Source organism: Desemzia sp. C1 (assembly GCF_020882875.1).
Classification (GTDB): Bacteria; Bacillota; Bacilli; order Lactobacillales; family Carnobacteriaceae; genus Desemzia; species Desemzia incerta.
In genome coordinates, this window is record NZ_JAJIZP010000003.1 from 2,082,616 (window position 1) to 2,107,396 (window position 24,781).

Here is a 24,781-nt window from a genome sequence, read left to right on the forward strand (position 1 = left end):
AAATGTTGAAAATGAATCTACAACTTTTCGCTCATAAAAAAGGGGGCGGTTCTACTTCTAACGGCCGTGACTCACAATCAAAACGTTTAGGCGCTAAACGTGCTGATGGTCAAACTGTTTCAGGTGGATCAATTTTATACCGTCAACGTGGTACTAAAATTTACCCAGGAGTTAACGTAGGTATCGGCGGAGATGACACTTTGTTTGCTAAAGTAGATGGCGTTGTACGTTTCGAACGTAAAGGCCGCGACAAAAAACAAGTTTCTGTATACCCAGCAGCTCAATAATAGAAATAGAAAAGGGAGTGGACAATTGTTCACTCCCCTATTTTTTAGTTATTTTTAAAGCAAACAGGTTAATCGGTTTACCAGTTTCTCTTATGAGAACCTATAGGTAAAAGGATAAGATGAACTTAATGAATGATTAATTATTATTAAGCCCTAGAAAAACCAATAAATCATTTTGTATCTTGTGCATACACAATAGATTCGATAAGATGGTAAAGTAGCTTTGCACTTTTATCAAAAATGATGTTATCCCAATTAAATGATCGTTATGAGGAAGAGAGGTTGATTTGATTGTCTCAAAAAGACATTGAAGCACTTTTTAATCCGTTAGATAATACAGTCCAATTGTTAAGAAATGAAATTGACTTTTCATATTTAGAAGCTTTGACTGAAACGGGCAGCAACCTGATTGAAAAAAGCATCCCAGACGAATTAAAAAATAGTTTGGATCCAGCAACGACTGATCAGTTAATGAAGACTTACCAAAGTATCGATACTGCTGCTATGGAACCTGAAGATATTCGAAAGGCTTTGCAATTGTCTATCTTGAAAGGTTTGAAAGAAGATAAAGTACAACCGAATCATCAAATGACACCTGATGCCATTGGTTTTATGTTTGTGTACTTTATCGAAAAACTGCGTGATTCTTCACTGGACAATATGCGGATTCTTGACCCTGCTGTAGGAACGGGCAATTTGTTGTCGACTGTTTATAATGCTTTGACGACGGCTAAAGTAGAAGTGGAAGCAGAAGGGATCGAAAACGATGACTTGCTTATTGATTTAGCAGCTATGACGACTAGACTTCAAAGACAAAATGTGAAGTTGACGTATCAAGATGCTCTTCAAGACTTATTAGTTGATCCAGTTGATTTAGTGGTTAGCGATTTGCCGATTGGCTATTATCCAGTGGATGAAAGAGCAAAAGTGTATACATCTGCAGCAAAAGAAGGACATTCTTACGCTCATCATTTATTGATCGAACAAAGTCTGAAGTATCTAAAACCAAATGCTTTTGGTTTATTTTTAGTACCTAAACTGTTGTTTGAAACTTCTGAAGCGGCTTCATTGATGAAAGCTATTCAAGAATACGGATTTTTGCAAGGGATGCTGCATTTGCCGAAAGAACTCTTCGCAAATGAACCGTCTCAAAAGTCTATTTTGATTCTTCAGAAAAAAGGGGACAAAGCGGCACAAGCTAAACAAGTATTGTTAGGAAACATTCCTGATTTGAAAAACCACCAATCCATGTTAAAATTTATGGAGGAAGTGGATACTTGGAAGAAAGAAAATCTGTAAGAGAAGAAAAGGGGAAGACACATGTCAAAAACAATTGCAATCAATGCTGGTAGTTCAAGTTTAAAATTTACTTTATTTGAAATGCCTGAAGAGCAAGTTATTTCTTCGGGAATCATCGAAAGAATTGGTTTGAAAGATTCTATCTTCACTACAAAATATAATGGTGAAAAATACAATATTGTAGAAGATATTGAAAACCACGAAATTGCTATCCAAAAAGTTTTAGATAAATTGATTGAATTAAATGTCATCGAAAACTACGAAGAAATCGAAGGCGTGGGACACCGTGTAGTTGCCGGAGGAGAAGATTTTAAAGAGTCTGCTTTGATCGATAACGATGTATTGGCAAAGATCGAGCGTTTAGCTGATTTAGCTCCATTACACAACCCAGCTAATGCTACTGGTATTAAAGCATTCAAAAAATTGTTGCCTAACATTACGAGTGTAGCTGTATTTGATACGTCATTCCACGCAAATATGCCAGCTGTAAACTACTTGTACAGTATTCCAATGGAATATTATGAAAAACATGCGGCTCGTAAATACGGAGCACATGGAACTTCTCATCAATATGTATCAGAACGTGCAGCAGAAATGCTTGATCGTCCGTTAGAAGATTTAAAATTGATCACTTGCCATTTAGGTAACGGTGGATCTATTACAGCTGTTCAAGGCGGAAAATCGATTGATACATCCATGGGATTCACTCCTTTAGCAGGTATTACTATGGGAACTCGTACAGGTGATATCGATGCTTCTATCATTCCATACTTGATGGAAAAAGAAGGCATTACTGACATCAATGAAATGATTAATGTCTTCAATAAAAAATCTGGATTACTTGGATTATCAGGCGTTTCAAGTGATATGCGTGATGTTGAAGATGCGGCAGCTGAAGGAAATGAAAGAGCACAATTATCTCTAGATATTTTCTATAACCGTGTTCAAAAATACATTGGTCAATACGTTGCTTTGATGAATGGTGTAGACGCGATTGTCTTTACAGCAGGTATCGGTGAAAACTCTGCTGAAACTCGTGAAATCCTTATTGATGGTATCAACTGGTTTGGTGCTGAAATCGATAAAGAGAAAAACGCTGTTCGTGGTGAAGAACGCATTATCTCTACAGATGACTCAAAAGTTAAAGTCTTATTGATCCCTACAGATGAAGAAGTCATGATCGCTCGTGACGTGGAACGTCTAAAAAAATAATTTTTTAAATCGACTCAGTAAAAAAGGAAGCCGCAATCATTTAAAATGATTGCGGCTTCCTTTTTTACTAATATAATCAATCTGTCGGTTTGTTTTCTAAGTCTGTACGAACAATCAATACGTCACAAGCAGCATGTCGGATAACGTATTCAGAAACAGAACCGATAAAAATTCTTTCTACTGCGCTTAAACCAGTTGCCCCCAACATAATCAAATGAACATTATGTTCTTCAGGAATTTGTTTTGAGATCAGAACTTTTGGAGAACCGTATTCAATGACGTAACTAACGTCCTCGACACGGTGGTTTTTAGCATATCGAACATATTCTTCTAGCGTATTTCTAGCTTGCAGACTAGCTTTATCAGCCATTGACCCATCAAAAGTGGAAATGCTTTGGAAAGCCTTTGTATCAATAACATTGGCAATCAATAATGAGGCCTTATTACGTACAGCTACTTGAACAGCTTTTTTAAAAGCTGATTCTGCTTCTTTAGAACCATCTATAGCGACTAAAATACGATTATATTCTTGCAACATACCTACCACTCCATTCTTTATCTATCCTTTACTTACTTCTATTGTAACGTATATTTTTTTATTTTCATAGAGAAACGATATCGTTTTCAAAAGAAGGGCATTGGCTTAAATTCTTTCTTACATGCTTTTGTTCAAATAAATCAAGAAAGAAAGGATAAGAACCATCACAATACCTAAAAAGACAAATGCTTGGATGATCGTATAGAAGAAAGCGAGATAGAGGGAAAATAGCCCGCACAATAGAAAACCAATCCCAAAACCCGTAAAAATCGGCTTCGTTTTTTCGCTGGCGTCACTGCTCTTATAATAGAGAAAAACCTGAGCTTTCATAGTCAAGAAAAAATAAGATGTATAAAGCAATAGAACCGCAAAGATAACAAATAAAATAGATAATAACATATAAATTCCTCCTAATAATGACTCATTTACTATCCTTATTATACACCATAAAAAAAAGCCATCCCAAAAAGGATGGCTTTTTAAATTGAAATTGTATGTAAAATTCCGATGGTACCGTTTATGCGTCCAAGTAGTATTGAACCCGCAATCTAGCAGGTGGGCTCCACTGTCAAGCATCTAACTTCCAAGTGAAAAGGCTTGTTATCCGTTTGATTCAGTTTGGATCCCAATGTTTTATTAAAAATGTTCGGTCAACACATTTTAGGACATCGCGCATACCTCAGAATTCTTATCCTTATAGTAGCATGGGGTTCTTTAATTGTCAATCAAATATTCTCACGCTTTGAAGAGAAACGTTGTACAGATAATAAAGAGAGCGTTTACGCTATTTTTTCTTTTTCTTATTTATAGCATCGTATTGAGCAGCCAAAACATCTTCATATTTTCCGGTATGATTCGGATCGAAGTAACGTGCGTTTTTGAGTTTATCAGGCAAGTATTGCTGATCTACCCAAGCACCAGGATAACTGTGCGGATACTTGTAATCTACACCTCGTCCTAACTTGCTGGCTCCGCTGTAATGAGAATCTTTCAAGTGGTCAGGCACATCACCGCTTTTTCCATTACGTATATCGCTTATGGCAGCATCAATAGCTGAAATACTAGAATTGGATTTAGGGGATAAGCACAAATCGATCACAATGTTGGCTAAAGGTATTCTAGCCTCTGGAAACCCGATGCGTTCTGCAGCTTGAATCGCTGTGACTGTTCTGGAACAGGCTCCTGGATTCGCTAATCCAATGTCTTCATAGGCAATCACCATTAACCGTCTGGCTATAATCGGCAAGTCTCCAGCTTCGATTAAACGCCCTAAATAATGCAATGCGGCATTAACGTCACTTCCTCGAACCGATTTTTGCAACGCTGAGATCACGTCATAATGAGCATCTCCATCTTTGTCGTGTGTCAAAGCTTTCCTTTGTACGCATTCCTCGGCGACTTCAAGAGGAATATGAATCACACCTTCAGAATCAGGTTGCGTTGATTTAACCGCTAACTCTAAACTGTTTAAAGCACTTCTTAGATCACCGTTCGTTGCTCGAGCAAAATGCAATAGAGCCGGTTCGTCAATGTTCACTTGATATTCTCCTAGGCCATTGGCAGAATCTTTTAGTGCACGTTCCATGGCCATTTTGATTTCTTCAATAGAGAGAGGTTTCAACTCGAAAATCTGTGCTCGACTTCTAACAGCAGGGTTGATGGCAATATACGGATTTTCCGTCGTCGCTCCAATCAAAATGATTCGTCCATTTTCTAAATGAGGAAGTAAAAAATCTTGTTTTGGTTTATCCAAGCGGTGTACTTCATCCAGCATTAAAATTACTGAGCCGCTCATTTTAGCTTCTTCTGCAACGATTTGCAGGTCTTTTTTTGAATCTGTAGCAGCGTTCAACATGCGAAAAGCATATTTAGTGGATCCCGCTATGGCACTGGCAATACTAGTTTTACCAATTCCTGGCGGCCCATATAAAATCATGGAAGACAACATTCTGGCATCTACCATTCGTTTAATGATTTTTCCTTCGCCTACTAAATGACTTTGTCCGACAATCTCATCAATATGAGTAGGACGCATTCTAAAGGCCAGTGGTTTATTCGTCAATGTGAATTCTCTCCTCGCAGAAAAACTTTTATTTAGTATATCATGTATAATAAAGAGTTTCTATTTTATCGCAAACGTTTGTTCACTTCAGGCAGTAATTTAGGCGATACATCAAACGAAAAATGGTCATTCACTAAAAACTACATTAAAAAGAAATAAATATATGAAGATAGCCCAAAAGAGAAATCAAATTGGGTCGCTTTTTTTTAGGAACTTTGCGATAATAGTTTTGACAAACAAAATTTCTCACTTAAAATAAGTAATCAAGAGAAGTTGTTCAGGAAGGTAGTGTCAACACATAATGCAAACAATCAAACAAATGATGAAAGACCACTCAATCAAACCAATATGGAACAGTTCTGTAATCGGTATTGAAAAAGAAGGTTTACGAGTTAAGAAAGATGGAACACTAGCAACAACGCCACACCCGACTACACTTGGAAGCAGAAGCTTTCATCCCTATATTCAAACAGACTTCAGCGATGTTCAATTAGAGCTGATCACACCGCCGTTGACTGGAGCTAAAAGCATTAACCAATGGCTGCCGGCTTTGCATGATGTGACGTATCATTCGATGAATGATGAAGAATGGATCTGGCCGCTTAGTATGCCAGGGAGCTTGCCTGAGGAAAAGGATATCCCGATCGCACGATTGGAAAAACGTGCAGATGTGGCATACCGAGAATATTTAGCAAAAGTTTACGGTAAGAAAAAACAAATGCAAAGCGGTATCCATATCAATTTTGAATTTGATACAGCTATTTTAAATGCTTTATATGAAAACCAAACAGATATCACGTCAAAAGAAGACTTTCAGTCTGCTGTTTATATGAAGCTGGCTCGAAATTTCTTGCGTTACCGTTGGATGTTAAGTTACTTATTCGGCGCTTCGCCGACTGTGATGGAAAACTTTTATCCATCAGATGTAGCTGTCCCAGAACACTATGCACGCAGTTTGCGTAATAGTCATCTAGGGTATACGAATGATGAAGAAGTCATCGTTTCTTACGAATCATTAGAAGCTTATGTAGAGAGTATCCAAACGTTAGTTTCTTCAGGGGCATTATCAGAAGAGCGGGAGTTCTATTCTCCGATTCGTCTACGTGGTACGAAACAAGTCAAAGATATGCTCAATAAAGGGATTGCCTATGTTGAATTGCGCAACTTTGATTTAAATCCGTTCACTTCTTTCAGCATCACAGAACAAGATCTTGTTTTCGTGAAGATGTTCTGTTATTTGATGATTTGGTTGGATGAAGAGACTACAGCCGTAACCTCTAAAACCGGTGATGAAAAAAATCATTTGACGTCTGTAGAACATCCTAAAGAAGTTTCACAGTTTAAAGAAGAAGGACTGGCTCTATTAGATGAAATGCAGCAAATGGCTGTTCACTCAGGATATGAAAAAGCTGAAGCAGCTGTAGCATGGGCTAAAGAGTTGTTCGAGCACCCTGAAAAGACTTTATCTGCTCAAATTATGGATGGGATAGAAGCAGAAGGGGACTACATCGCTTTTGGGATGAAACTAGCTCAACAATACAAACAAGAAGCTATGGAAAAACCGTATCAACTAAGAGGGTTTACTTCTTTAGAAATGTCTACTCAATTATTGATCCATGATGCTTTGCAAACAGGCATCACAGTAGACGTGATCGATGAGCATGACCAATTTGTTAAATTGAGCTATGGCAATCATGTAGAATACGTAAAAAATGGAAACATGACATCTAAGGATACGTATATTTCTTCTTTGATTATGGCGAATAAAACGGTCACTAAAAAAATCCTGGCTGAAAATGGGTTCCATGTACCAGGCGGCGGAGAATACCAAACAGTTGAAGAAGCGCAAAATGATTTTTGGCGCTACCAACATAAAGCTATCGTGGTTAAGCCCAAGTCGACCAATTATGGAATAGGAATCTCCATTTTTAAAAATGGTCCTACACATGAAGATTTCAATCAAGCTGTAAAAATTGCTTTCAAAGAGGATTCCTCTGTATTGGTAGAAGAATATATAGCTGGTACAGAATACCGCTTTTTTGTTGTAAATGATCATGTTCCTGCTGTTCTTTTAAGAACGCCAGCCAATGTCATTGGCAATGGAGCAGCAACAGTCAAAGAATTAGTAGATGAAAAGAATCAAGATCCTTTACGGGGAACTCACCATAGAGCTCCTTTAGAAAAAATCGTCCTTGGTGAGATAGAACAATTGATGTTGAAAGAACAAGGCTATTCCACAGAGAGCATTCCTGAAAAAGGAACGGTCGTTTATTTAAGAGAAAACTCCAACATCAGTACCGGCGGAGATTCGATCGACGTAACAGATGAGATGCACGACAGCTATAAAGAGCTTGCTGTAAAAATGGCAGAAGCGATTGAAGCAAATGTAACAGGAATTGATTTGATCATTCCGGATCTGACACAACCAAGTACTATCCAGAATCCTGGTTACACTGTCATCGAAGCCAATTTTAACCCGGCTATGCACATGCATGCTTATGTATATAAAGGAAAGAATCGCCGTTTGACAAAAGAAATCTTGATTATGCTGTTTACTGAACTGTCAAAAACAATTAAAAGGGAGTGAAGCTGTGAAAGCTAAGGATATATGGAATATCTGCTGGCCTCTACTCCTGCTTCTTGCAGCAGAGACTCTCATTTTGTTCATTGATGTAGATATACAGCCTTATTTCTTCAGTCTGCTATTACTGTACATCGTCCTTTCTTTTCTTCTTCATATGGTAGTGCATGAATTAGGGCACCTTGTTTTTGGACTGCTCACTGGATATACTTTTCTGTCGTACCGTATTTTTAGTTGGTCGATCATCAAAGTAAATGGTCGTATAGTGCTTAAAAAGCAAAAACAGAATGCAGCTTTAGGACAAGCCTTGATGGTCCCGAATGAAAAATGGGATCCTGAAAATTATCCGTATCAATTGTATATGAGCGGAGGATTGATATTCAATGCTGCAGCTTTAGTCATAGCTGTGGTGTTGTACCAGTTATCCGTTTTGCCAATGATACCTGTCTTAATCTTTTCAGCAATAGCTGTATTCTTCCTCCTTTCAAATGGCGTTCCTAGAGAACTGAACGATGGAGCAGTATTGAAAAAAGGCCGCCAAAAAAAGGAATACCGAAAAATGATGTATCATCAATTATGGACCATTTATTACTTGTTTAATGGGAAAGCACTAACTCAATTGCCGTTAGAATCTTTTGAGCGTTCAGTATCGATTCCTCTGGAAGACCCTTATACAGTTTATGTCATGCGCCTTAGTTATTATAAAGAGCTGTCTGAGTTTAGATTTGATTCAGCTTTTGAGATTTTAGAACAGCAATATGAAGCGGTCGATAAGCTGACTAATTATGATAAAATCATGTTGAAAGCTGAAAAGTTGTTTTGTTTAAGTATTCAACAGCGTGCAACAGAAGCAAAAGAACTGTTTCAAGATGCAGAAATACAAGCTTTCAAAGACCGAGAGTTTGTCACGATTAAAAGAGTGCTGGCTGCTTACTTCCTTTTTGTTGAAGTGGACTCGAAAAAAGCTTTAACATTTGTAGAAGAAGGCTTGAAATTGATCCAGACAGATGTGCTGGATCCTCAAATAAAAACAGAAGAAATACTATTGCGGTGGTTGGAAAAAAGCGTTAGTGAGAGAAAAGAAGGGCTATTGTTCAACGAATCAAAGAGTGATACAATTTTGGAATAAAAAAACAAATGAATGAGAGGATAACATGGAAAAAATTTATTTAGATCATGCAGCTACGAGCCCAGTTCATCCTGAAGTGGCCGAAGTAACGTACGAAATGATGAACAAACACTTCGGAAACGCCTCAAGTATTCATGGATTCGGACGCGACAGCAGAAGAATATTGGATCAATCAAGAATGGTTTTTGCTAAGAGCATCGGTGCTAAACCGATGGAAGTTATCGTGACGAGCGGTGGGACGGAAGGCGACAATACCGCTATTATGGAAACAGCTATTTCACGTCAACACGAAGGAAAACACCTTATTACGACTATGGTAGAACACCATGCAGTCATTCGCCCGATGGAACATTTGGAAGCATTGGGATTTGAAGTCACTTATTTACCCGTTGATGAAACAGGACGAGTAAATCCTGAAGATGTGCAACAGGCTTTACGTCCAGATACTATTTTAGTTTCTATCATGTATGGCAATAATGAAGTAGGTACATTGATGGACATTGCAAGAATTGGAGAGATCATCCACGAAAGCGAAACTGCAGCCTATTTTCATACTGATGTAGTACAAGCTTATGGAACAGAAGATATTGATGTAAAACGCGACCACATTGATTTACTTTCTGTATCGGCTCACAAAATCAACGGTCCTAAAGGTATCGGATTTTTATACATCAATGAAAAGATTCATTTGCCTAGTTTTATGTTAGGCGGTGAACAAGAGCAGAAAAGACGTGCAGGAACAGAAAATATTCCTGGAATCGCCGGATTTAAAAAAGCCGTAGAAATCATGCAGGCCAATAGAGAAGAACGTAAAATGCAACATGAAGCTCTAAGAGCGTACTTCTTGAATCAATTGGAAGCTCATGGAGTTGAGTATGAATTAAATGGGTCTCCTGACCACCGTTTAGCTCATATTCTAAACTTATGGATCAAAGGCGTCCATTCAGAACAGTTGTTAGTCAGCCTGGATTTAGTCGGCATAGCCGTGTCGGCTGGTTCAGCTTGTACAGCAGGAAATATCGATCCTAGCCATGTATTGATTGCAATGTACGGTGAAGACAGCCCGCGCATCAGCCAGTCGATTCGTGTCAGTTTTGGTTTAGGCACGACAGAAGAACAGTTGGATATTTTTATTGAAGAGTTGACCAAAAGCATCGCACGATTAAAAAAATAACTTAAATAAAGGCGGTAGGCAAATGGCGTTTTTAGAAAAAGATCAATTAGACGGTTCATCAGACAGTTATAAAATGAGCCCTAATGTAAAAAAATATACACTAAGAGATAATGGTTTCGAACAGCTGAAAAACGGCAATTTTCAATTCAGTCGTGATTTAGAAATCGGTACTGCAAAAAGTCCGAAGTTGAAAATGAGCGTTTCCAGCGATTTAAAAACGTTTAAATTATCTGCAGTAACGGCTAATGGACTGCGTACGGTGAACTTGTATAAAGGAGACGCTTTTACAGAAGCACAAGAGCGTGCCGGTTATATTTTAATGGAGTTTGTAGAAAGCGGCATTTTAGAGAAAGTTTAATGAAGATAAAAGAGGTGTCCAACGTTGGACACCTCTTTTTGTGTGCTTTGTTTTCAAGAATAAATCACGTTGTTGGCGAGCCCATGGGGCTCTAGGGCTGTAAATGTGGTTAAAATAAAAATCGTCAATAAGAAAGACTGCTGTATCAGCATTTTCTTATTGGCGATTTATCATTTTTGATATTTTGCGACTAACTAAAAAAGATAAGAGAAAAAGTGCCTCAAACTACTGAAACAGTAGTAAAATATGGTTATCAGACTCATATAAGGAGGTCACTTTTTCCATGAATAGAATAACACAATTATCATTATTTGAAAACCATGAATTAGGCGATTTAGAAAAGTTGAATGATGTATTAACTGCATTACCGGATGAAAACCTGTTAACTGCATTAGAAGAAGAACGCGGAAAGGGCAGAAATGATTATCCAGTTCATACCATGTGGCGTGCTTTCGTAGCTAGCTTTGTCTTTCAACATCGCTCTGTCGCTTCTTTGATTCGAGAGTTGAAGCGGAATAGCCAACTCAGAGAACTATGCGGATTTCAACCTCATTTTTCGCGCTCACAAAAAGGAAAGTATAGGGTTCAACTAGCTCCCACAGAAGCTGCTTTTTCTCGATTTTTAAAAAAGTTACTGCTCCATCAACACCTATTAGATGAGATGTTTACTGAATTGGTCACTAATTTATATGAAACACTGGATGGATTTGGGCAAACTTTAGCTTTAGATGGAAAAATTATCCCTTCTTATGCTACAAAACCAAATAAAAAAGTAGAATATGATGGCAGAAGAGATACTGAAGCAGATTTCACACTAAAACAATATACCACTACGACAGCCAATGGCGAGAAGATAACAAAGAAGAAAACATGGTTTGGTTATCGACTTCATTTAATCGTTGATGCAAATTATGAATTGCCTGTAGCCTACGAAGTGACTAAAGCATCTGAAGGCGAACCGACGGTCGCAAAAAGACTGATCAAACATTTTTCTACCTCACAAGCGAAACAGTGTGACTATCTTCTAGCTGACAGAGGATATGATGGAGCTCCATTATTAAGTCTCATTGAATCTAAAGAAATAATCCCTATTATTGATATTAAAAACCAGTGGGATAAAGATACGCTAACCAAACAATATCGAGATACAGATTTGATTTATACGTATAACGGAGCGGTTTCCTATGTCGATGGAAAAGGAAATGAGATAAAGCTAGCGTATAAGGGATATGATAAGAAAACAGATTCTTTACGTTATGGATTTAAACCTCAATATCAGGATAACCGGCTTTTCAGAATAAAATGTGAAGAAGACAGACGTATATTTAACAAAGTCGCTAGGGATAGTTTTAAGTTCAAACGAATCTACAAAAAGCGAACCTCTATTGAGCGAGTAAATGGACGAATCGATCGAGATTACCTATTTGAGAATCATACGATACGAGGAAAAAAGAAACTGAATCTTTTTGTGACAATGACTTTTCTCATTATGTTAGCCTTTGCGAAAGATAAGATCAGTAAAAACCATCTAGCTCATCTAACTGCTTGGGTAGCTTAATTTTTTAAAAAATTAGAAGGGATAGCTTATTTGGCGTGCGCAAAAATAAAAGCAGAGTTAAAAAACAGACGCTTTTTTTACACAAACCATGGAATGAACTGACTACTTTTCGCTATTTTACAAATAATGAAGCCTATGGCTTATTTCTATGCTAGTTATTTTCACAAAAAATGGTACAACGTAATTTATTCTTCAAAACCAAACCTTGCATTCTTATTAAATGTTAGTATAATAGAACAGACTGGAAAAATACGACCTTCAAATCGTTAAGATTTCAGAATCTATTTGAAATGATGGTGATAACATGACAGACAACAGCAAAATTCGTGTTGTTGTAGGAATGAGCGGCGGCGTGGACTCGTCGGTAACAGCTCATTTATTAAAAGAGCAAGGGTATGACGTTGTAGGGATTTTCATGAAAAACTGGGACGACACAGATGAATTCGGTGTATGTACCGCAACTGAAGATTACAACGACGTAGCTCTTGTAGCAAATCAGATCGGAATTCCTTATTATTCCGTTAACTTCGAGAAACAATATTGGAATAAAGTCTTTACGTATTTCTTAGAAGAATACAAAAAAGGCCGTACACCAAATCCTGATGTAATGTGCAACAAAGAAATCAAATTCAAAGCCTTCTTAGATTACGCGACCGACTTAGGCGCAGATTATGTAGCCACTGGGCACTATGCACGTGTAGAACGCGATGAAAATGGCGTGACACATATGCTGCGTGGAGTAGACAACAATAAAGACCAAACTTACTTCTTGAACCAATTGTCTCAAGAACAATTATCTAGAGTTATGTTCCCACTAGGCGGCATGGAAAAATCAGAAGTGCGCCGTATCGCAGAAGAAGCAGGATTAGCGACTGCTAAGAAAAAAGACTCTACAGGAGTTTGCTTTATCGGCGAACGCGACTTCAAAAAATTCTTGATGGAATACTTGCCGGCACAACCTGGAAATATGGTGACGGTTGATGGCGAAATCAAAGGACAACATGATGGTTTAATGTACTATACGATCGGTCAACGTCAAGGTTTGGGTATTGGCGGAGGCGGAAAAACCAATGATCCATGGTTCGTGATTGGTAAAGATCTTAAATCCAACACGTTATATGTTGGACAAGGCTACCACCACGAATGGTTGTATGCGACTCATTTGGACGCATCTGACATTCGCTTTACACTAAATGATGAAACACCAAGTACATTCAAATGTACGGCTAAATTCCGTTATCGCCAACCTGATACAGGCGTAACTGTTCATATGAACGAAGACGGAACCAGCGCAACAGTTGAATTTGACGAACCTGTACGTGCAATCACTCCAGGACAAGCGGTTGTCTTTTACAATGGCGACGAATGTCTAGGCGGCGGAACTATCGACAAAGCTTACAGTGATGTGAAGGAATTGCATTACGTGTAATAACGAAGTAAACAAGAGAGACTGAAGCAAATTTGTTTCGGTCTCTCTTTATGCGGTGTTTTCTCCTGCTAATGTTTTCTTGGTTGAATTTTTAATAACAGCACTAAATTTACCGAAGAATGAATGGATGAAGCAGGATAAATCATAGAATTAAAAAAAATGAAGAAAACGTTTAAACAGTTTTCTGTCAGAAATGAAACAGCGTTTAAGGATTTGATGGGCTAGTTTAATTGCGTTAAAAAACTGTTGTTTTATTTATTAAAATGTGATTTTGTCAGAGATAATACTTGATTCTTAATTTAAAAGTGTTAGAATGAGAGTTGCATTTATTTTGTGAAAACAAACTGGGAGGATTTTTTAAATGGAACATGGAAAAACTAAAGTTAGTACAGCTTCACTAAAAGTTTTAGCAGGATGGGGAATAGATACAATTTATGGTATTCCTTCAGGAACTTTAGCTCCTTTAATGGAAGCTTTAGGTGAGCAAGAAGAAACAGATATTAAATTCCTACAAGTAAAACATGAAGAAGTAGGAGCAATGGCAGCTGTAATGCAATGGAAATTCGGCGGAAAATTAGGTGTGTGTGTTGGATCAGGTGGTCCTGGTGCATCTCACTTAATCAACGGTCTTTACGATGCAGCTATGGATAACACACCAGTTTTAGCTATCTTAGGATCTCGTCCTCAAAGAGAACTAAACATGGATGCTTTCCAAGAATTAAACCAAAACCCAATGTTCGACCATATCGCAGTATACAACCGTCGTGTTGCTTACGCTGAACAATTACCAAAATTGATCGACGACGCAATCCGTACTGCTATCTCTAAACGTGGAGTAGCTGTATTAGAAGTACCTGGCGACTTCGGTTACCACGAAATTGCTAACGACGCATTCTACTCTTCAGGTCACAGCTACCGTGATTACGTTTCTTCTGCAATCAATGAAGCAGATATCGACGCAGCTGTTGAAGTATTAAACAACGCTAAACGTCCTGTTATCTATGCAGGTATCGGAACTATGGGACATGGTCCAGCAGTTCAAGAATTATCTCGTAAATTAAAAGCTCCAGTTATCACAACTGGTAAAAACTTTGAAACTTTCGACTATGATTTTGAAGGATTAACTGGTTCAACTTACCGTGTTGGTTGGAAACCAGCTAACGAAGCTGTTAGAGAAGCAGATACAGTTCTTTTCGTTGGTTCAAACTTCCCGTTTGCTGAAGTAGAAAATACTTTCGGAAGCGTTGAAAAATTCATCCAAATCGACAACAACCCAACAATGCTTGGTAAACGTCATAACGCAGATGTTGCTATTCTTGGTGATGCTGGTGAAGCAGTTCATTCATTACTAGAAAAAGTAGCTCCTGTTGAAGAATCAGCTTGGTGGAATGCTAACTTGAAAAACGTTCAAAACTGGCGTGACTACATGACTAAGTTGGAAACAAAAGAATCTGGTGCTTTACAACTTTATCAAGTATACAACGCTATCAACAAATATGCTGACGAAGATGCAATCTACTCAATTGATGTTGGTAACTCAACTCAAACATCTATCCGTCACTTGCACATGACTCCTAAAAACATGTGGAGAACTTCTCCATTGTTTGCTTCAATGGGTATCGCACTTCCAGGTGGTATTGCAGCTAATAATGTTTACCCTGGACGTCAAGTATTTAACTTAATGGGTGACGGTGCGTTCTCTATGAACTACCAAGACGTTGTTACTAACGTACGTTACGACATGCCTGTTATCAACGTAGTATTCACTAACACTGAGTATGGTTTCATCAAGAACAAATACGAAGATACAAACACAAACACTTTCGGTACTGAATTTACTGATGTAGACTACGCTAAAATTGGTGAAGCACAAGGTGCTGTTGGTTTCACAGTAAGCCGTATCGAAGACATGGATCAAGTAATGGCTGAAGCTATCAAAGCTAACAAAGAAGGTAAAACTGTTGTAATCGATGCTAAAATTACTAAAGATCGTCCAATTCCAGTAGAAACATTGAAATTAGACCCTGCTTTCTACAGCGAAGAAGAAATCAAAGCTTACAAAGAAAAATATGAAGCTGAAGAATTAGTACCATTTAGCGAGTACCTAAAAGCTGAAGGTCTAGAATCTATCGCAACTAAATAATTTTTCTAAACTGCAACTGATAGTTTAATCAAAAAGGCAAGTCGCTTTTAAAGTGACTTGCCTTTTTTTGTTAGGTAAAAATGAGCCTTATCTTCTACCCTTGGTAAAAAAATTTCCTCCGGAATATGGGATGACTTAGGGAGAGCCATGGGACCGCCTTGAGCCGAAGAGCGTCTCAAGGCTTGCAAGCTTCAAACTTAGTGTAACGGCTGAAGCCGCACACTAAGTAATTCTCATTGCATCCTTCTTCATGGCTCCAAGCCACCCCATATTCCTCCTGAAATTCCTAAGAATGAGTTTACAAAAAAATTAAATAAAAAAGAGAATTAGTTTCTACTTATCAACTTCAAATGTTGTAGAACTAAACTTTGTACAATTTGTTTTGACAAATAGAAACAGAAAAAAATATAAACATTTGTTCGCTTTTTTGTTATACTAGGAATAGTATACTTACGATGAAATCAAGTGATAGTTTAGTAATTAACTTTACAGATAGCTGTAAAAATAATAACGAGTTTATAGGAGATACATAAGATGAGTGAAAATAGTACAAAAACGTTGTATCAAGTTTTGTGGAATTCAGCGGATATATTAAGATCAAAGATGGACGCAAATGAATATAAGAGTTATTTATTAGGATTAGTATTTTATAAATACTTATCTGATAAGATGCTTTATTATTCATCAGTCCTATTAGAAAAGGAAACAGATGATTTACAACATGCTCAAAAACTTTACAAAGATGCTTATGAAGATAACGATACGAGAGAAGATTTACTAGAAGCATTGCAAGATGAATATTCTTATACCATTAAACCGAACATTACTTTTACGGCATTGGTTAACGCAATCAACGATGGTCGTTTCCAATTAGAAAATTTAGCACAAGGATTTCGTGATATTGAACAATCTAGTGAAATATTTGAAAATATGTTTGAAGATGTCGATCTGTATTCCAAAAAGTTAGGAGCTACACCCCAAAAACAAAATCAGACGATTGCTCAAGTTATGCAAGAGTTATCTGCGTTAAATATGGCAGGACATGCTGGAGATGTTTTAGGAGATGCTTATGAATACCTAATAGGACAATTTGCTTCAGATTCTGGTAAAAAAGCGGGAGAGTTTTATACTCCTCAACCAGTCGCGAAATTAATGACTCAAATCGTATTGCATGGTAAGGAAGATCAAAGAGGATTTTCAGTATATGATCCAACAATGGGATCTGGATCTTTGTTATTAAATGCAAAAAAATATTCTAGCCAACCTGGAACAATTTCGTATTTTGGTCAAGAGCTAAATACTTCTACTTATAACTTAGCTCGCATGAACATGATTCTTCACGGCGTTCCTATAGAGCATCAGCATTTGCACAACGCAGATACTCTAGATCAGGATTGGCCGACTGAAGAACCAACAAACTTTGATGGAGTCTTAATGAATCCTCCTTATTCTGCTAAGTGGAGTGCAGATAAAGGTTTCCTAGATGATCCACGTTTTTCGCAATATGGTGTATTGTCTCCAAAATCAAAAGCTGATTTTGCTTTCTTACTACATGGTTTTTACCATTTGAAAGACACTGGTGTAATGGCTATTGTTCTTCCACATGGTGTGCTGTTTAGAGGAAATGCAGAAGGCAAGATTCGCCAAAAAATGTTAGAAAATGGATCAATTGATACGGTAATCGGCTTACCAGCAAACATATTCTTTAATACATCAATTCCGACAACAGTTATTATTCTAAAGAAAAAGCGTTCTTCAAAAGATGTGTTGTTTATTGATGCTTCTAAAGGATTCGAAAAAGGAAAAAACCAAAATAATATGACAGACGAGCACATTGATGCCATATTAGACACTTATATTAAGCGACAAACTAAAGATAAGTTTTCTTATGTAGCTTCGTTTGATGAAATTGTTGAGAATGATTTTAATTTGAACATCCCAAGGTATGTTGACACTTTTGAAGAAGAAGAACAAATTGATATGGTTGCTTTAAGTAAAGAAATTACACAACTAAATGCAGAAATCAAAAAATCAGAAACTGAATTTCTAGCGATGCTAGATGAACTTGCTGTAACTGAAGATACCAAAGATATCATTGAAGCAACAAAGGCGGTGTTTTCACATGAGTAAGAAAAAGGTCCCAGAATTGAGGTTCAAAGGCTTTAATGAGGATTGGGAACAGCGTAAGTTAGGAGACTTAGGTTCATTTAAGAACGGAATGAATTTTGGAAAGGAATCTATGGGTCACGGATATCCCTTTGTAAACTTACAAGATGTATTTGGAAAAAACATTGTCAGTGCCAATAATTTAAGTTATGCAGATTGTACAGAGGGACAGCGTAAAGAATACAGCCTACTAAAAGGTGATGTCTTATTTGTAAGATCTTCAGTAAAACCAGAGGGAGTAGGTGAAGCTTCGTTAATCCCACATGATTTTATAGAGTGTACATACTCTGGATTTATTATTCGATTTAGACCAGATGTGGAAATGTCCGATAATTTTAAACGTTTTGTATTTTCAACGAAATATATTAGAAATCAAATAATGGCAAAAGCAACAAGTAGTGCTAATACAAATATCAATCAAGATTCTTTGACCAATATAAAAATGTTTTTGCCTTCAGTTGACGAACAACAAAAAATCGGTGCCTTTTTCAAGTCTCTTGACGATACTATCGTTCTTCATCAGGAGAAGTTAGAGAAGTTAAAGCAACTGAAGAAAGCTTATTTGCAGATGATGTTTCCTCAAAATGGAGAAAAAGTACCTAGGTTAAGATTTGCAAACTTTTCTTCAGACTGGGAAAATCGTGAATTTATATCTATAGTAAATAGGAAATCTACTTCATCTAGTTCAAATAAACTTCCTAAAGTTGAATTTGAAGATATCGTCGCAGGTGAAGGAAGGCTTAATAAAGATATAAGTCATAAATTTGACGATAGAAGAGGAATTATCTTTGAACCGGGCAATATTCTTTACGGGAAACTTCGCCCTTACCTAAAAAATTGGCTATTACCTGATTTTGAAGGTATTGCATTAGGTGATTTCTGGGTATTTGAGGCAGTAAATTCTGATGAAAAATTTGATTATTATTTAATTCAAGCAGATAAATATCAAAAAGTTGCAAATGATACTACTGGCACGAAAATGCCTCGTTCTGACTGGAAAAAAGTTTCAGTGACTTCCTTTTCAATTCCTAGTTTTGAAGAACAAAATAGAATTGGAGCTTTTTTTAAAAAAATTGATGATAGTATTGCTCTTCATCGAAATAATCTAGAAGACCTAAAATCTTTAAAAAAAGTTTACTTAAAAAAACTATTTGTTTGACTAAGTTCACATCAACCACAAAGTCAGAATATTGATTCTGACTTTATGGTTTTTTATTTTGGTTATTCTTAGTTTAAAACAAAGTAGATAAATGTCTCATTACTTTATCATTGTCTTGATTCTCTAGCTCTTGAATAATATGCAAATAGGTTTCTTGAGTAGTTGTCATACTAGAATGGCCTAAACGACTAGCTACACTTGCAATAGTTACTCCAGCAAATAACAAAAGTGAAGCATGTGTATGACGTAATCCATGTATTGTTATAATTGGAATGTCAGCTTTTATGCAAAGGACTTTTAATCGATTATTCACTGTAGAATTAAATACTCGAGTTTTCACAAATATTGGTTGATCCGGTTTTAAATTTTTAATCAACTGAGAAAATTGCATAGCTGTTTGCCAATCAATTTGCACTTTTCTAATAGATGATTTATTTTTGGTGGGTTGAAAACCGCCCGCTGCACTCTTATAGTTCCAAGTTTTAGTGATAATTATTTGTTGTTTTGAAAAATCAAAATCATTCGGTGTTAATGCTAAAGCTTCAGAAAATCTAAGTCCAGTTTTTGTAATTAAAAGGATGTACCAGTCCCAACTAATTTCTTCTGTTAAATCTAATTGTTTTAATAATGCTTGAATTTCAAATTGGTTGATGAATTTCGGTTTCTTCTCAGTAGGTTTCTTTCCTTTGATAATTATTTTTCTAGTTGGATTTACTTCTATTAAACCTTCATCAACTGCATCTAAAATAGCTCCTTTTAACTGATGATGAAAATCCATTGTCGTTTGTTTTTCGTGAGTTACAGCATATTCATTTAGCAGCTTCTGGTATTCTTTTCTGCTTAAATCTTTTAATTTTAAATTAGGGACTAACTCGGCGACTTTTTGTAAAGTCATGTAATATTTCCTCAACGTAACCGAACGAACTGCATCTGTCTTATACAAATGAATCCACTCTTCAAAATATTTGTGCAGCAATTGTTCTGATTTCTTTCTCCTTACCATAATAAAACCTCCTAATAATTTTTTGATGAAAAGTCATCAGTTCTATTATTAGGAGGTTTTATATTTTTGTATAGTTTAATTAAATATTTTTTTAAGAAGTTCTTGTTTTATATTTTTTAGAATTGAAATTTTCTTTTTTTGCAAAAAAGTAGTAGTGTCTAATTCTTTGAGAAAAGTACCAATTTTAATTTGCTCTTCAAACGAAGGTGTTTGAATTAGTAGTGAATTTAAAACTTCTTGACTAACATTAAAACGAGTACTTCCACCAGCTTTTCGTTCAATTTGTTTTCTGCTAATACCATTTAAAGAATGTTCAACAAAAATAGGGTCATATTTTTCTTTTCTTTTGCCGCGTATTGAAAATCCACTATAAAGAGCATAATTTTCATCTAAATAAGCTTTTGCCCATCCAACTTCTTCGATAATCTCTGACGACCTTACAAAGATCATATCTCCAAATTCAACTTTGTTCTTTTCTTCAGTTTGTTTAGAAACATTGACTGAGTTTAAAATATTTTCATAAACTAAATGGTCTGTAGAAAGTATGTCCATTACACTAATCATTTTTCTCCCTGAACCATAATTCTCCTTTGGAGCATTGATTCCATTTGAAAAGTCCATTAGTTCATTTAAATTACGCTGCTTCCAGTCTTGAGAGAAATTAGCAAATCTCAATTGAGGTACTTTTTCTCCCTTTTGGGGAAACATCACTTGCAAATAACCTTTCTTCAGTTGCTTTAACTTCTCTAACTTCTCCTGATGAAGAGCGATAGTGTCGTCGAGTTGTTTGAAGAAATTACCTATTTTAATTTGTTCTTCAAATGATGGAATCGATATTGGCATCTTTTCCATTTGCTTACCTGAAACTTCTATGAAGGTAGATCCTGCGCCAGTTACTTCACCATATCTTTTTAGTTCATCAGTTTTCGAATAAATGAAATAAGTATCAAGTTGATTTTCTTTTGGGAGGATTGATTGAAATCCTTGGTTGGTTGCACCTCCTTTTTTTAATATTGCTGTATTTCCAATACCGGCACGAGAGGTAAACAAAACTGTGCCTACTGGAAGAATTTTTGCCGAACTTTTTTGTAACCCTAACATTGTTATTTTTTTTCGACTGCCATTAACATATCTTTGCTCTCCGATTTCAGCTGGAGAGTACCAATCTATATCTCCATTCCAATACTCTTCATTGTTGGTGTTTGGAGTTCCTCCCCCTATGATATCAGCAACATCTGATAACTTACGCTGTTCCCAATCGCCAAAAATTTATAACGAACATTGTTACTTCGCATGTTATACTAAGTAAAAGAGTACATAATCTATATTTTTTGGCGAGGTGAGCAAATGGCGACAAATAGTTTCACGACGGAATCGGAGTTAGAAAGAAATTTAATTAACCAACTGACTAATGGTATTTCTCAATGGACCTATCGTGATGATTTGAATACAGAAGAGAAGTTGTGGGAAAATTTTAAAGAAAAATTGGAAAATAATAATAAAGATGTGTTGAATGATGTAAATTTAACTGAACAAGAGTTTCATCAAATACAAAACCAATTGAATTTTGCAAACTTTTACGATGCTGCTAAATGGCTTGCAGGTGAGAACGGAATTGCAAAAGTGCAAGTTCAAAGAGAAGATGCCTCACTTGGAACGATACGTTTAAAAGTACTTAATCGAGCTGATATTGCCGGTGGTATGTCATCTTACGAAGTAATCAATCAATTTATCAGTTTTAAACAAGATTCTGATGACAGAGAACGTAGATTTGATGTCACTTTACTTATTAATGGTCTACCAATGATACATATAGAACTAAAAAATAGAGCGCATTCATACATGGATGCTTTTAGACAAATTAAGAAATACTTAGTCCAAGGGAAATTTAAAGGCATTTTCTCAGCTTTGCAAATGTTTGTGATTTCCAATGGGACAGATACTCGTTATATTGCTGCAGCAACAGATACAAATTTGAAAGAACCTTTTTTAACTAAATGGGTAGATGGTACAAATCAACCTGTAACAAATTATCTTGAATTTGCTCAACAAGTCCTATCAATTCCTCAGGCACATAAAATGGTTACTCAATACACCGTAATCGACAGTAAACGAAAAGGCTTGATTTTATTAAGACCCTATCAAATTCACGCTATTGAAGCCGTGAAGGAAGCGTCGAGAAGACAAGAATCGGGTTATGTGTGGCATACAACAGGATCAGGAAAAACTTTGACTTCGTATAAAGTTGCTCGTAATTTATTACAGATTCCTTCTCTAGATAAGACAATTTTTATTGTAGATAGAGTAGATTTAGATCAGCAAACTACAGCATCTTTTTCTTCGTACGCAGAACATGATGTAATTGAAATAGACGAGACAGATAACGTTACTAAATTAGTTAATAAGTTATTGTCCAATGAACGAACAGTAGTGGTTACTACTATTCAAAAATTAAATCACGTGATGAAGCGATATGAAGGAAAAGAAGAAAGCAGCAAATACAAAAAACTGACTCAAGTAAAAATGGCTTTTGTAGTAGATGAGTGCCATAGAGCAGTATCTCCTCAAAAGAAACAAGAAATTGAACGGTTTTTCCGTCGTTCATTATGGTATGGATTTACAGGAACGCCGATTTTCGCGGAAAATGCCAGAGCAGCTTTAGGGGATTTGGCTCGTACAACAGAAGAATTATATGGTAAACGTCTTCATGAATATACTGTTAAAGAAGCTATTCATGATAAAGCAGTGTTAGGGTTTCAAGTAGAGTATAAGAGTACTTTCTCTGATTATGAATTGGATATACTGCTAAAAAAACTGAATCCAGATGTAGAACTTTCTGCAATGAGTAATCAAGAAAAAGAAGCCTTGATTCCTAAACAAGTTTACCAAAATGAAGAGCACATGCTTGAAGTCATCCATTCCATTATCAATAAATCTCGTTCTAAGCTTGGTTTTCCTAATGGAGTGGGAAATACGTACAATGCAATTTTAACGACCTCATCTATCTCACAGGCACAAAGATATTATGATTTGTTTAAAAAGGTAATGGATAACCAAACAGATGTAAAAATCGGAAAACGTACAAAAAGTGTGCTACCAGATTTTCCAAGGATAGCGATTACGTATTCTATTTCAGAAAACGAAGAAGCTTCTTTGGAAAATCAAAGACAAATGGCAGAAGCGATTCAAGATTATAATAAAATGTTCCATACTAATTATTCAGTAGCAGAAATGAAAGCATACAATCGAAACGTAAATGATCGCCTAGCAAGAAAACAAGAAAAATATAAATTTCGGAAAGAACAATTAGATCTTGTAATCGTGGTGGACCGTTTATTAACAGGTTTTGATGCTCCAAGTCTATCAACCTTGTTTATTGATCGACCACCGATGAAACCGCATGATATCATACAAGCTTTTTCGCGAACGAATCGATTATTTGATAACTCTAAACATTACGGGCAAATCGTTACTTTCCAAACGCCAAAAACTTTTGAAGAAAAAGTAACGGAGGCTTTGATTTTGTATTCAAATGGAGGAGAGAATGAGGTCTTAGCACCAACTTGGAAAGAGACTAAAAAAACTTTTCAAGAAGCCGTCCATGAATTGCGCATGATTGCTGAAACTCCTGAAGAAGTCGATGTGGACGATTCTAACATTCCAGCTTTGAAAAAATTTGCTAAAGCATTTCAAGTTTTTGATCGCTCTCTAGCTACAATCAAAGTTTATTCTGAATTTGAACCTGAATTATTAGAAGAACAATATGGACTAACCAATGAAGTCATTGAAGAGTATCATGGTAGATATGTCAATGTGATAGAATTTCTCAAGATACCACCAATAGATGAAGTTGATCCGATAGAAATAGACATAGAATATGAGTTGGAGTCCGTGAGAACAGATGAAATCAACTATGAATATATCCTTATGTTGATTCAAGCATTTGTTCCAAGTAATGACGCTAGTTCGAAATTTGAAGAAATCAAGCAAAACTCAAATGAGGTTGATTCTTATATAAATGATTTAGGTAGAGGAAATCCAAGATTAGCTGAATTGATGAAAAAACTGTGGAACGATATCCAAGAACATCCAGAGGATTATCGTGGTGCACAAGTTTCAACCTTGCTAGAAGATATGATTCAAGAAACTACTCAATCATTAGTTAAAGAATTTTCTGAAAAGATGGGATTGAAACCAGATGAATTTCAATATGTAGTAGAAAATTACAATCCTTCAAAAAAACGTCAAAATGGAGAACACGAGTTAAAACGGACAAGTGATTATGAAATATATAAACAGAGTTCGGAACAACCCGTTAAGAAACTGACTTATTGGAAAGAAGTCAGAGAACAATTTACTGACTTGATCGAAGAAGAGATTCTGCCATTACAGAAAAGATGATTTATAGCAAAGAACAAAATTTAAGCATAGATACTTTCTTAAATAAACTTTTATAGATGTTACTACGTATTATTTAGTGTAGAGGTAAAAACCTGTAGTAATAAAAAACATAAAAAAGTCACTATGATTTATTGTTTAAACTATGTCATCTTCAAATGGAGGTATACATTAAGTGGAACTATTATTAACTGATGCTGAGGCACATGATTTAATTAAGCTATTGAAAAACATATTAAAAAAGCACCGAAAGATAATCACGTACCCTACTAATGGAATTATTCT

General features: G+C 36.2%; 18 protein-coding genes and 1 other RNA gene. 13 read left to right on the forward strand and 6 right to left on the reverse strand.

Going from position 1 to position 24,781, the window contains the following annotated elements:
* The first annotated feature begins 2 nt into the window (after positions 1-2).
* From rpmA to LMF32_RS10555, 3 genes are all read left to right on the forward strand, one after another.
* On the forward strand, positions 3-287 hold the full coding sequence (gene rpmA / locus LMF32_RS10545) for a 50S ribosomal protein L27 (protein WP_092479645.1): 285 nt from the start codon (positions 3-5) through the stop codon (positions 285-287).
* 291 nt (positions 288-578) lie between these two features.
* On the forward strand, positions 579-1,586 hold the full coding sequence (locus LMF32_RS10550) for a class I SAM-dependent methyltransferase (RefSeq protein ID WP_092479644.1): 1,008 nt from the start codon (positions 579-581) through the stop codon (positions 1,584-1,586).
* A 21-nt stretch (positions 1,587-1,607) separates the two neighbouring features.
* On the forward strand, positions 1,608-2,798 hold the full coding sequence (locus tag LMF32_RS10555) for an acetate kinase (protein ID WP_092479643.1): 1,191 nt from the start codon (positions 1,608-1,610) through the stop codon (positions 2,796-2,798).
* Positions 2,799-2,874: 76 nt separating this feature from the next.
* Here LMF32_RS10555 and LMF32_RS10560 read toward each other — a convergent pair whose 3' ends face one another.
* The 4 genes from LMF32_RS10560 to LMF32_RS10575 form a co-directional block, all read right to left on the reverse strand.
* A complete protein-coding gene (locus tag LMF32_RS10560; RefSeq protein WP_092479642.1) occupies positions 2,875-3,336 on the reverse strand; it encodes a universal stress protein in 462 nt (153 codons plus the stop codon).
* A 117-nt stretch (positions 3,337-3,453) separates the two neighbouring features.
* Positions 3,454-3,735, reverse strand: coding sequence for a hypothetical protein (locus LMF32_RS10565; protein WP_230524708.1), 282 nt, complete (start codon positions 3,733-3,735; stop codon positions 3,454-3,456).
* 98 nt (positions 3,736-3,833) lie between these two features.
* A non-coding RNA gene (gene ssrS / locus LMF32_RS10570) (6S RNA) lies at positions 3,834-4,025 on the reverse strand.
* Positions 4,026-4,120: 95 nt separating this feature from the next.
* Positions 4,121-5,371, reverse strand: coding sequence for a replication-associated recombination protein A (locus LMF32_RS10575; RefSeq protein ID WP_230525114.1), 1,251 nt, complete (start codon positions 5,369-5,371; stop codon positions 4,121-4,123).
* Positions 5,372-5,699: 328 nt separating this feature from the next.
* Between LMF32_RS10575 and gshAB the strand changes: the two genes are divergently transcribed.
* The 9 genes from gshAB to LMF32_RS10620 all read left to right on the forward strand — a co-directional run bounded on the left by gshAB (position 5,700) and on the right by LMF32_RS10620 (position 19,095).
* Entirely contained in the window at positions 5,700-7,985 is a 2,286-nt protein-coding gene (gene gshAB / locus LMF32_RS10580) for a bifunctional glutamate--cysteine ligase GshA/glutathione synthetase GshB (RefSeq protein ID WP_230524709.1), read from the forward strand.
* Positions 7,986-7,989: 4 nt separating this feature from the next.
* Entirely contained in the window at positions 7,990-9,108 is a 1,119-nt protein-coding gene (locus LMF32_RS10585; protein ID WP_230524710.1) for a hypothetical protein, read from the forward strand.
* A gap of 25 nt (positions 9,109-9,133) precedes the next feature.
* On the forward strand, positions 9,134-10,282 hold the full coding sequence (locus LMF32_RS10590; protein ID WP_230524711.1) for a cysteine desulfurase family protein: 1,149 nt from the start codon (positions 9,134-9,136) through the stop codon (positions 10,280-10,282).
* Positions 10,283-10,304: 22 nt separating this feature from the next.
* Positions 10,305-10,640: a cysteine desulfurase gene (locus LMF32_RS10595; RefSeq protein ID WP_188203823.1), complete on the forward strand. Its 336-nt coding sequence runs from the start codon at positions 10,305-10,307 to the stop codon at positions 10,638-10,640.
* A 283-nt stretch (positions 10,641-10,923) separates the two neighbouring features.
* Positions 10,924-12,198, forward strand: coding sequence for a transposase (locus LMF32_RS10600; protein WP_230523769.1), 1,275 nt, complete (start codon positions 10,924-10,926; stop codon positions 12,196-12,198).
* Positions 12,199-12,502: 304 nt separating this feature from the next.
* A complete protein-coding gene (gene mnmA / locus LMF32_RS10605; RefSeq protein WP_230524712.1) occupies positions 12,503-13,627 on the forward strand; it encodes a tRNA 2-thiouridine(34) synthase MnmA in 1,125 nt (374 codons plus the stop codon).
* Positions 13,628-13,988: 361 nt separating this feature from the next.
* Positions 13,989-15,770, forward strand: a complete 1,782-nt coding sequence (spxB, locus tag LMF32_RS10610) for a pyruvate oxidase (RefSeq protein ID WP_188203821.1) — start codon at positions 13,989-13,991, stop codon at positions 15,768-15,770.
* Positions 15,771-16,304: 534 nt separating this feature from the next.
* Positions 16,305-17,900 carry a type I restriction-modification system subunit M gene (locus LMF32_RS10615; protein ID WP_230524713.1) on the forward strand — a complete coding sequence of 532 codons (1,596 nt, stop codon included), beginning with the start codon at positions 16,305-16,307 and terminating at the stop codon, positions 17,898-17,900.
* Positions 17,893-19,095, forward strand: a complete 1,203-nt coding sequence (locus LMF32_RS10620; protein ID WP_230524714.1) for a restriction endonuclease subunit S — start codon at positions 17,893-17,895, stop codon at positions 19,093-19,095. Before LMF32_RS10615 ends, LMF32_RS10620 begins: the two co-directional genes overlap by 8 nt.
* Positions 19,096-19,168: 73 nt before the next feature.
* On the opposite strand, the gene LMF32_RS10625 is transcribed toward LMF32_RS10620, so the two are convergent.
* Both LMF32_RS10625 and LMF32_RS10630 read right to left on the reverse strand, forming a co-directional pair.
* Positions 19,169-20,098 carry a site-specific integrase gene (locus tag LMF32_RS10625; RefSeq protein WP_230524715.1) on the reverse strand — a complete coding sequence of 310 codons (930 nt, stop codon included), beginning with the start codon at positions 20,096-20,098 and terminating at the stop codon, positions 19,169-19,171.
* A gap of 75 nt (positions 20,099-20,173) precedes the next feature.
* Entirely contained in the window at positions 20,174-21,367 is a 1,194-nt protein-coding gene (locus LMF32_RS10630; protein ID WP_230525115.1) for a restriction endonuclease subunit S, read from the reverse strand.
* Between the two features lie 78 nt (positions 21,368-21,445).
* On the opposite strand from LMF32_RS10630, the gene LMF32_RS10635 reads away from it, so the two are divergent.
* Entirely contained in the window at positions 21,446-24,499 is a 3,054-nt protein-coding gene (locus LMF32_RS10635; RefSeq protein ID WP_230524716.1) for a type I restriction endonuclease subunit R, read from the forward strand.
* Positions 24,500-24,781 lie beyond the last annotated feature (282 nt).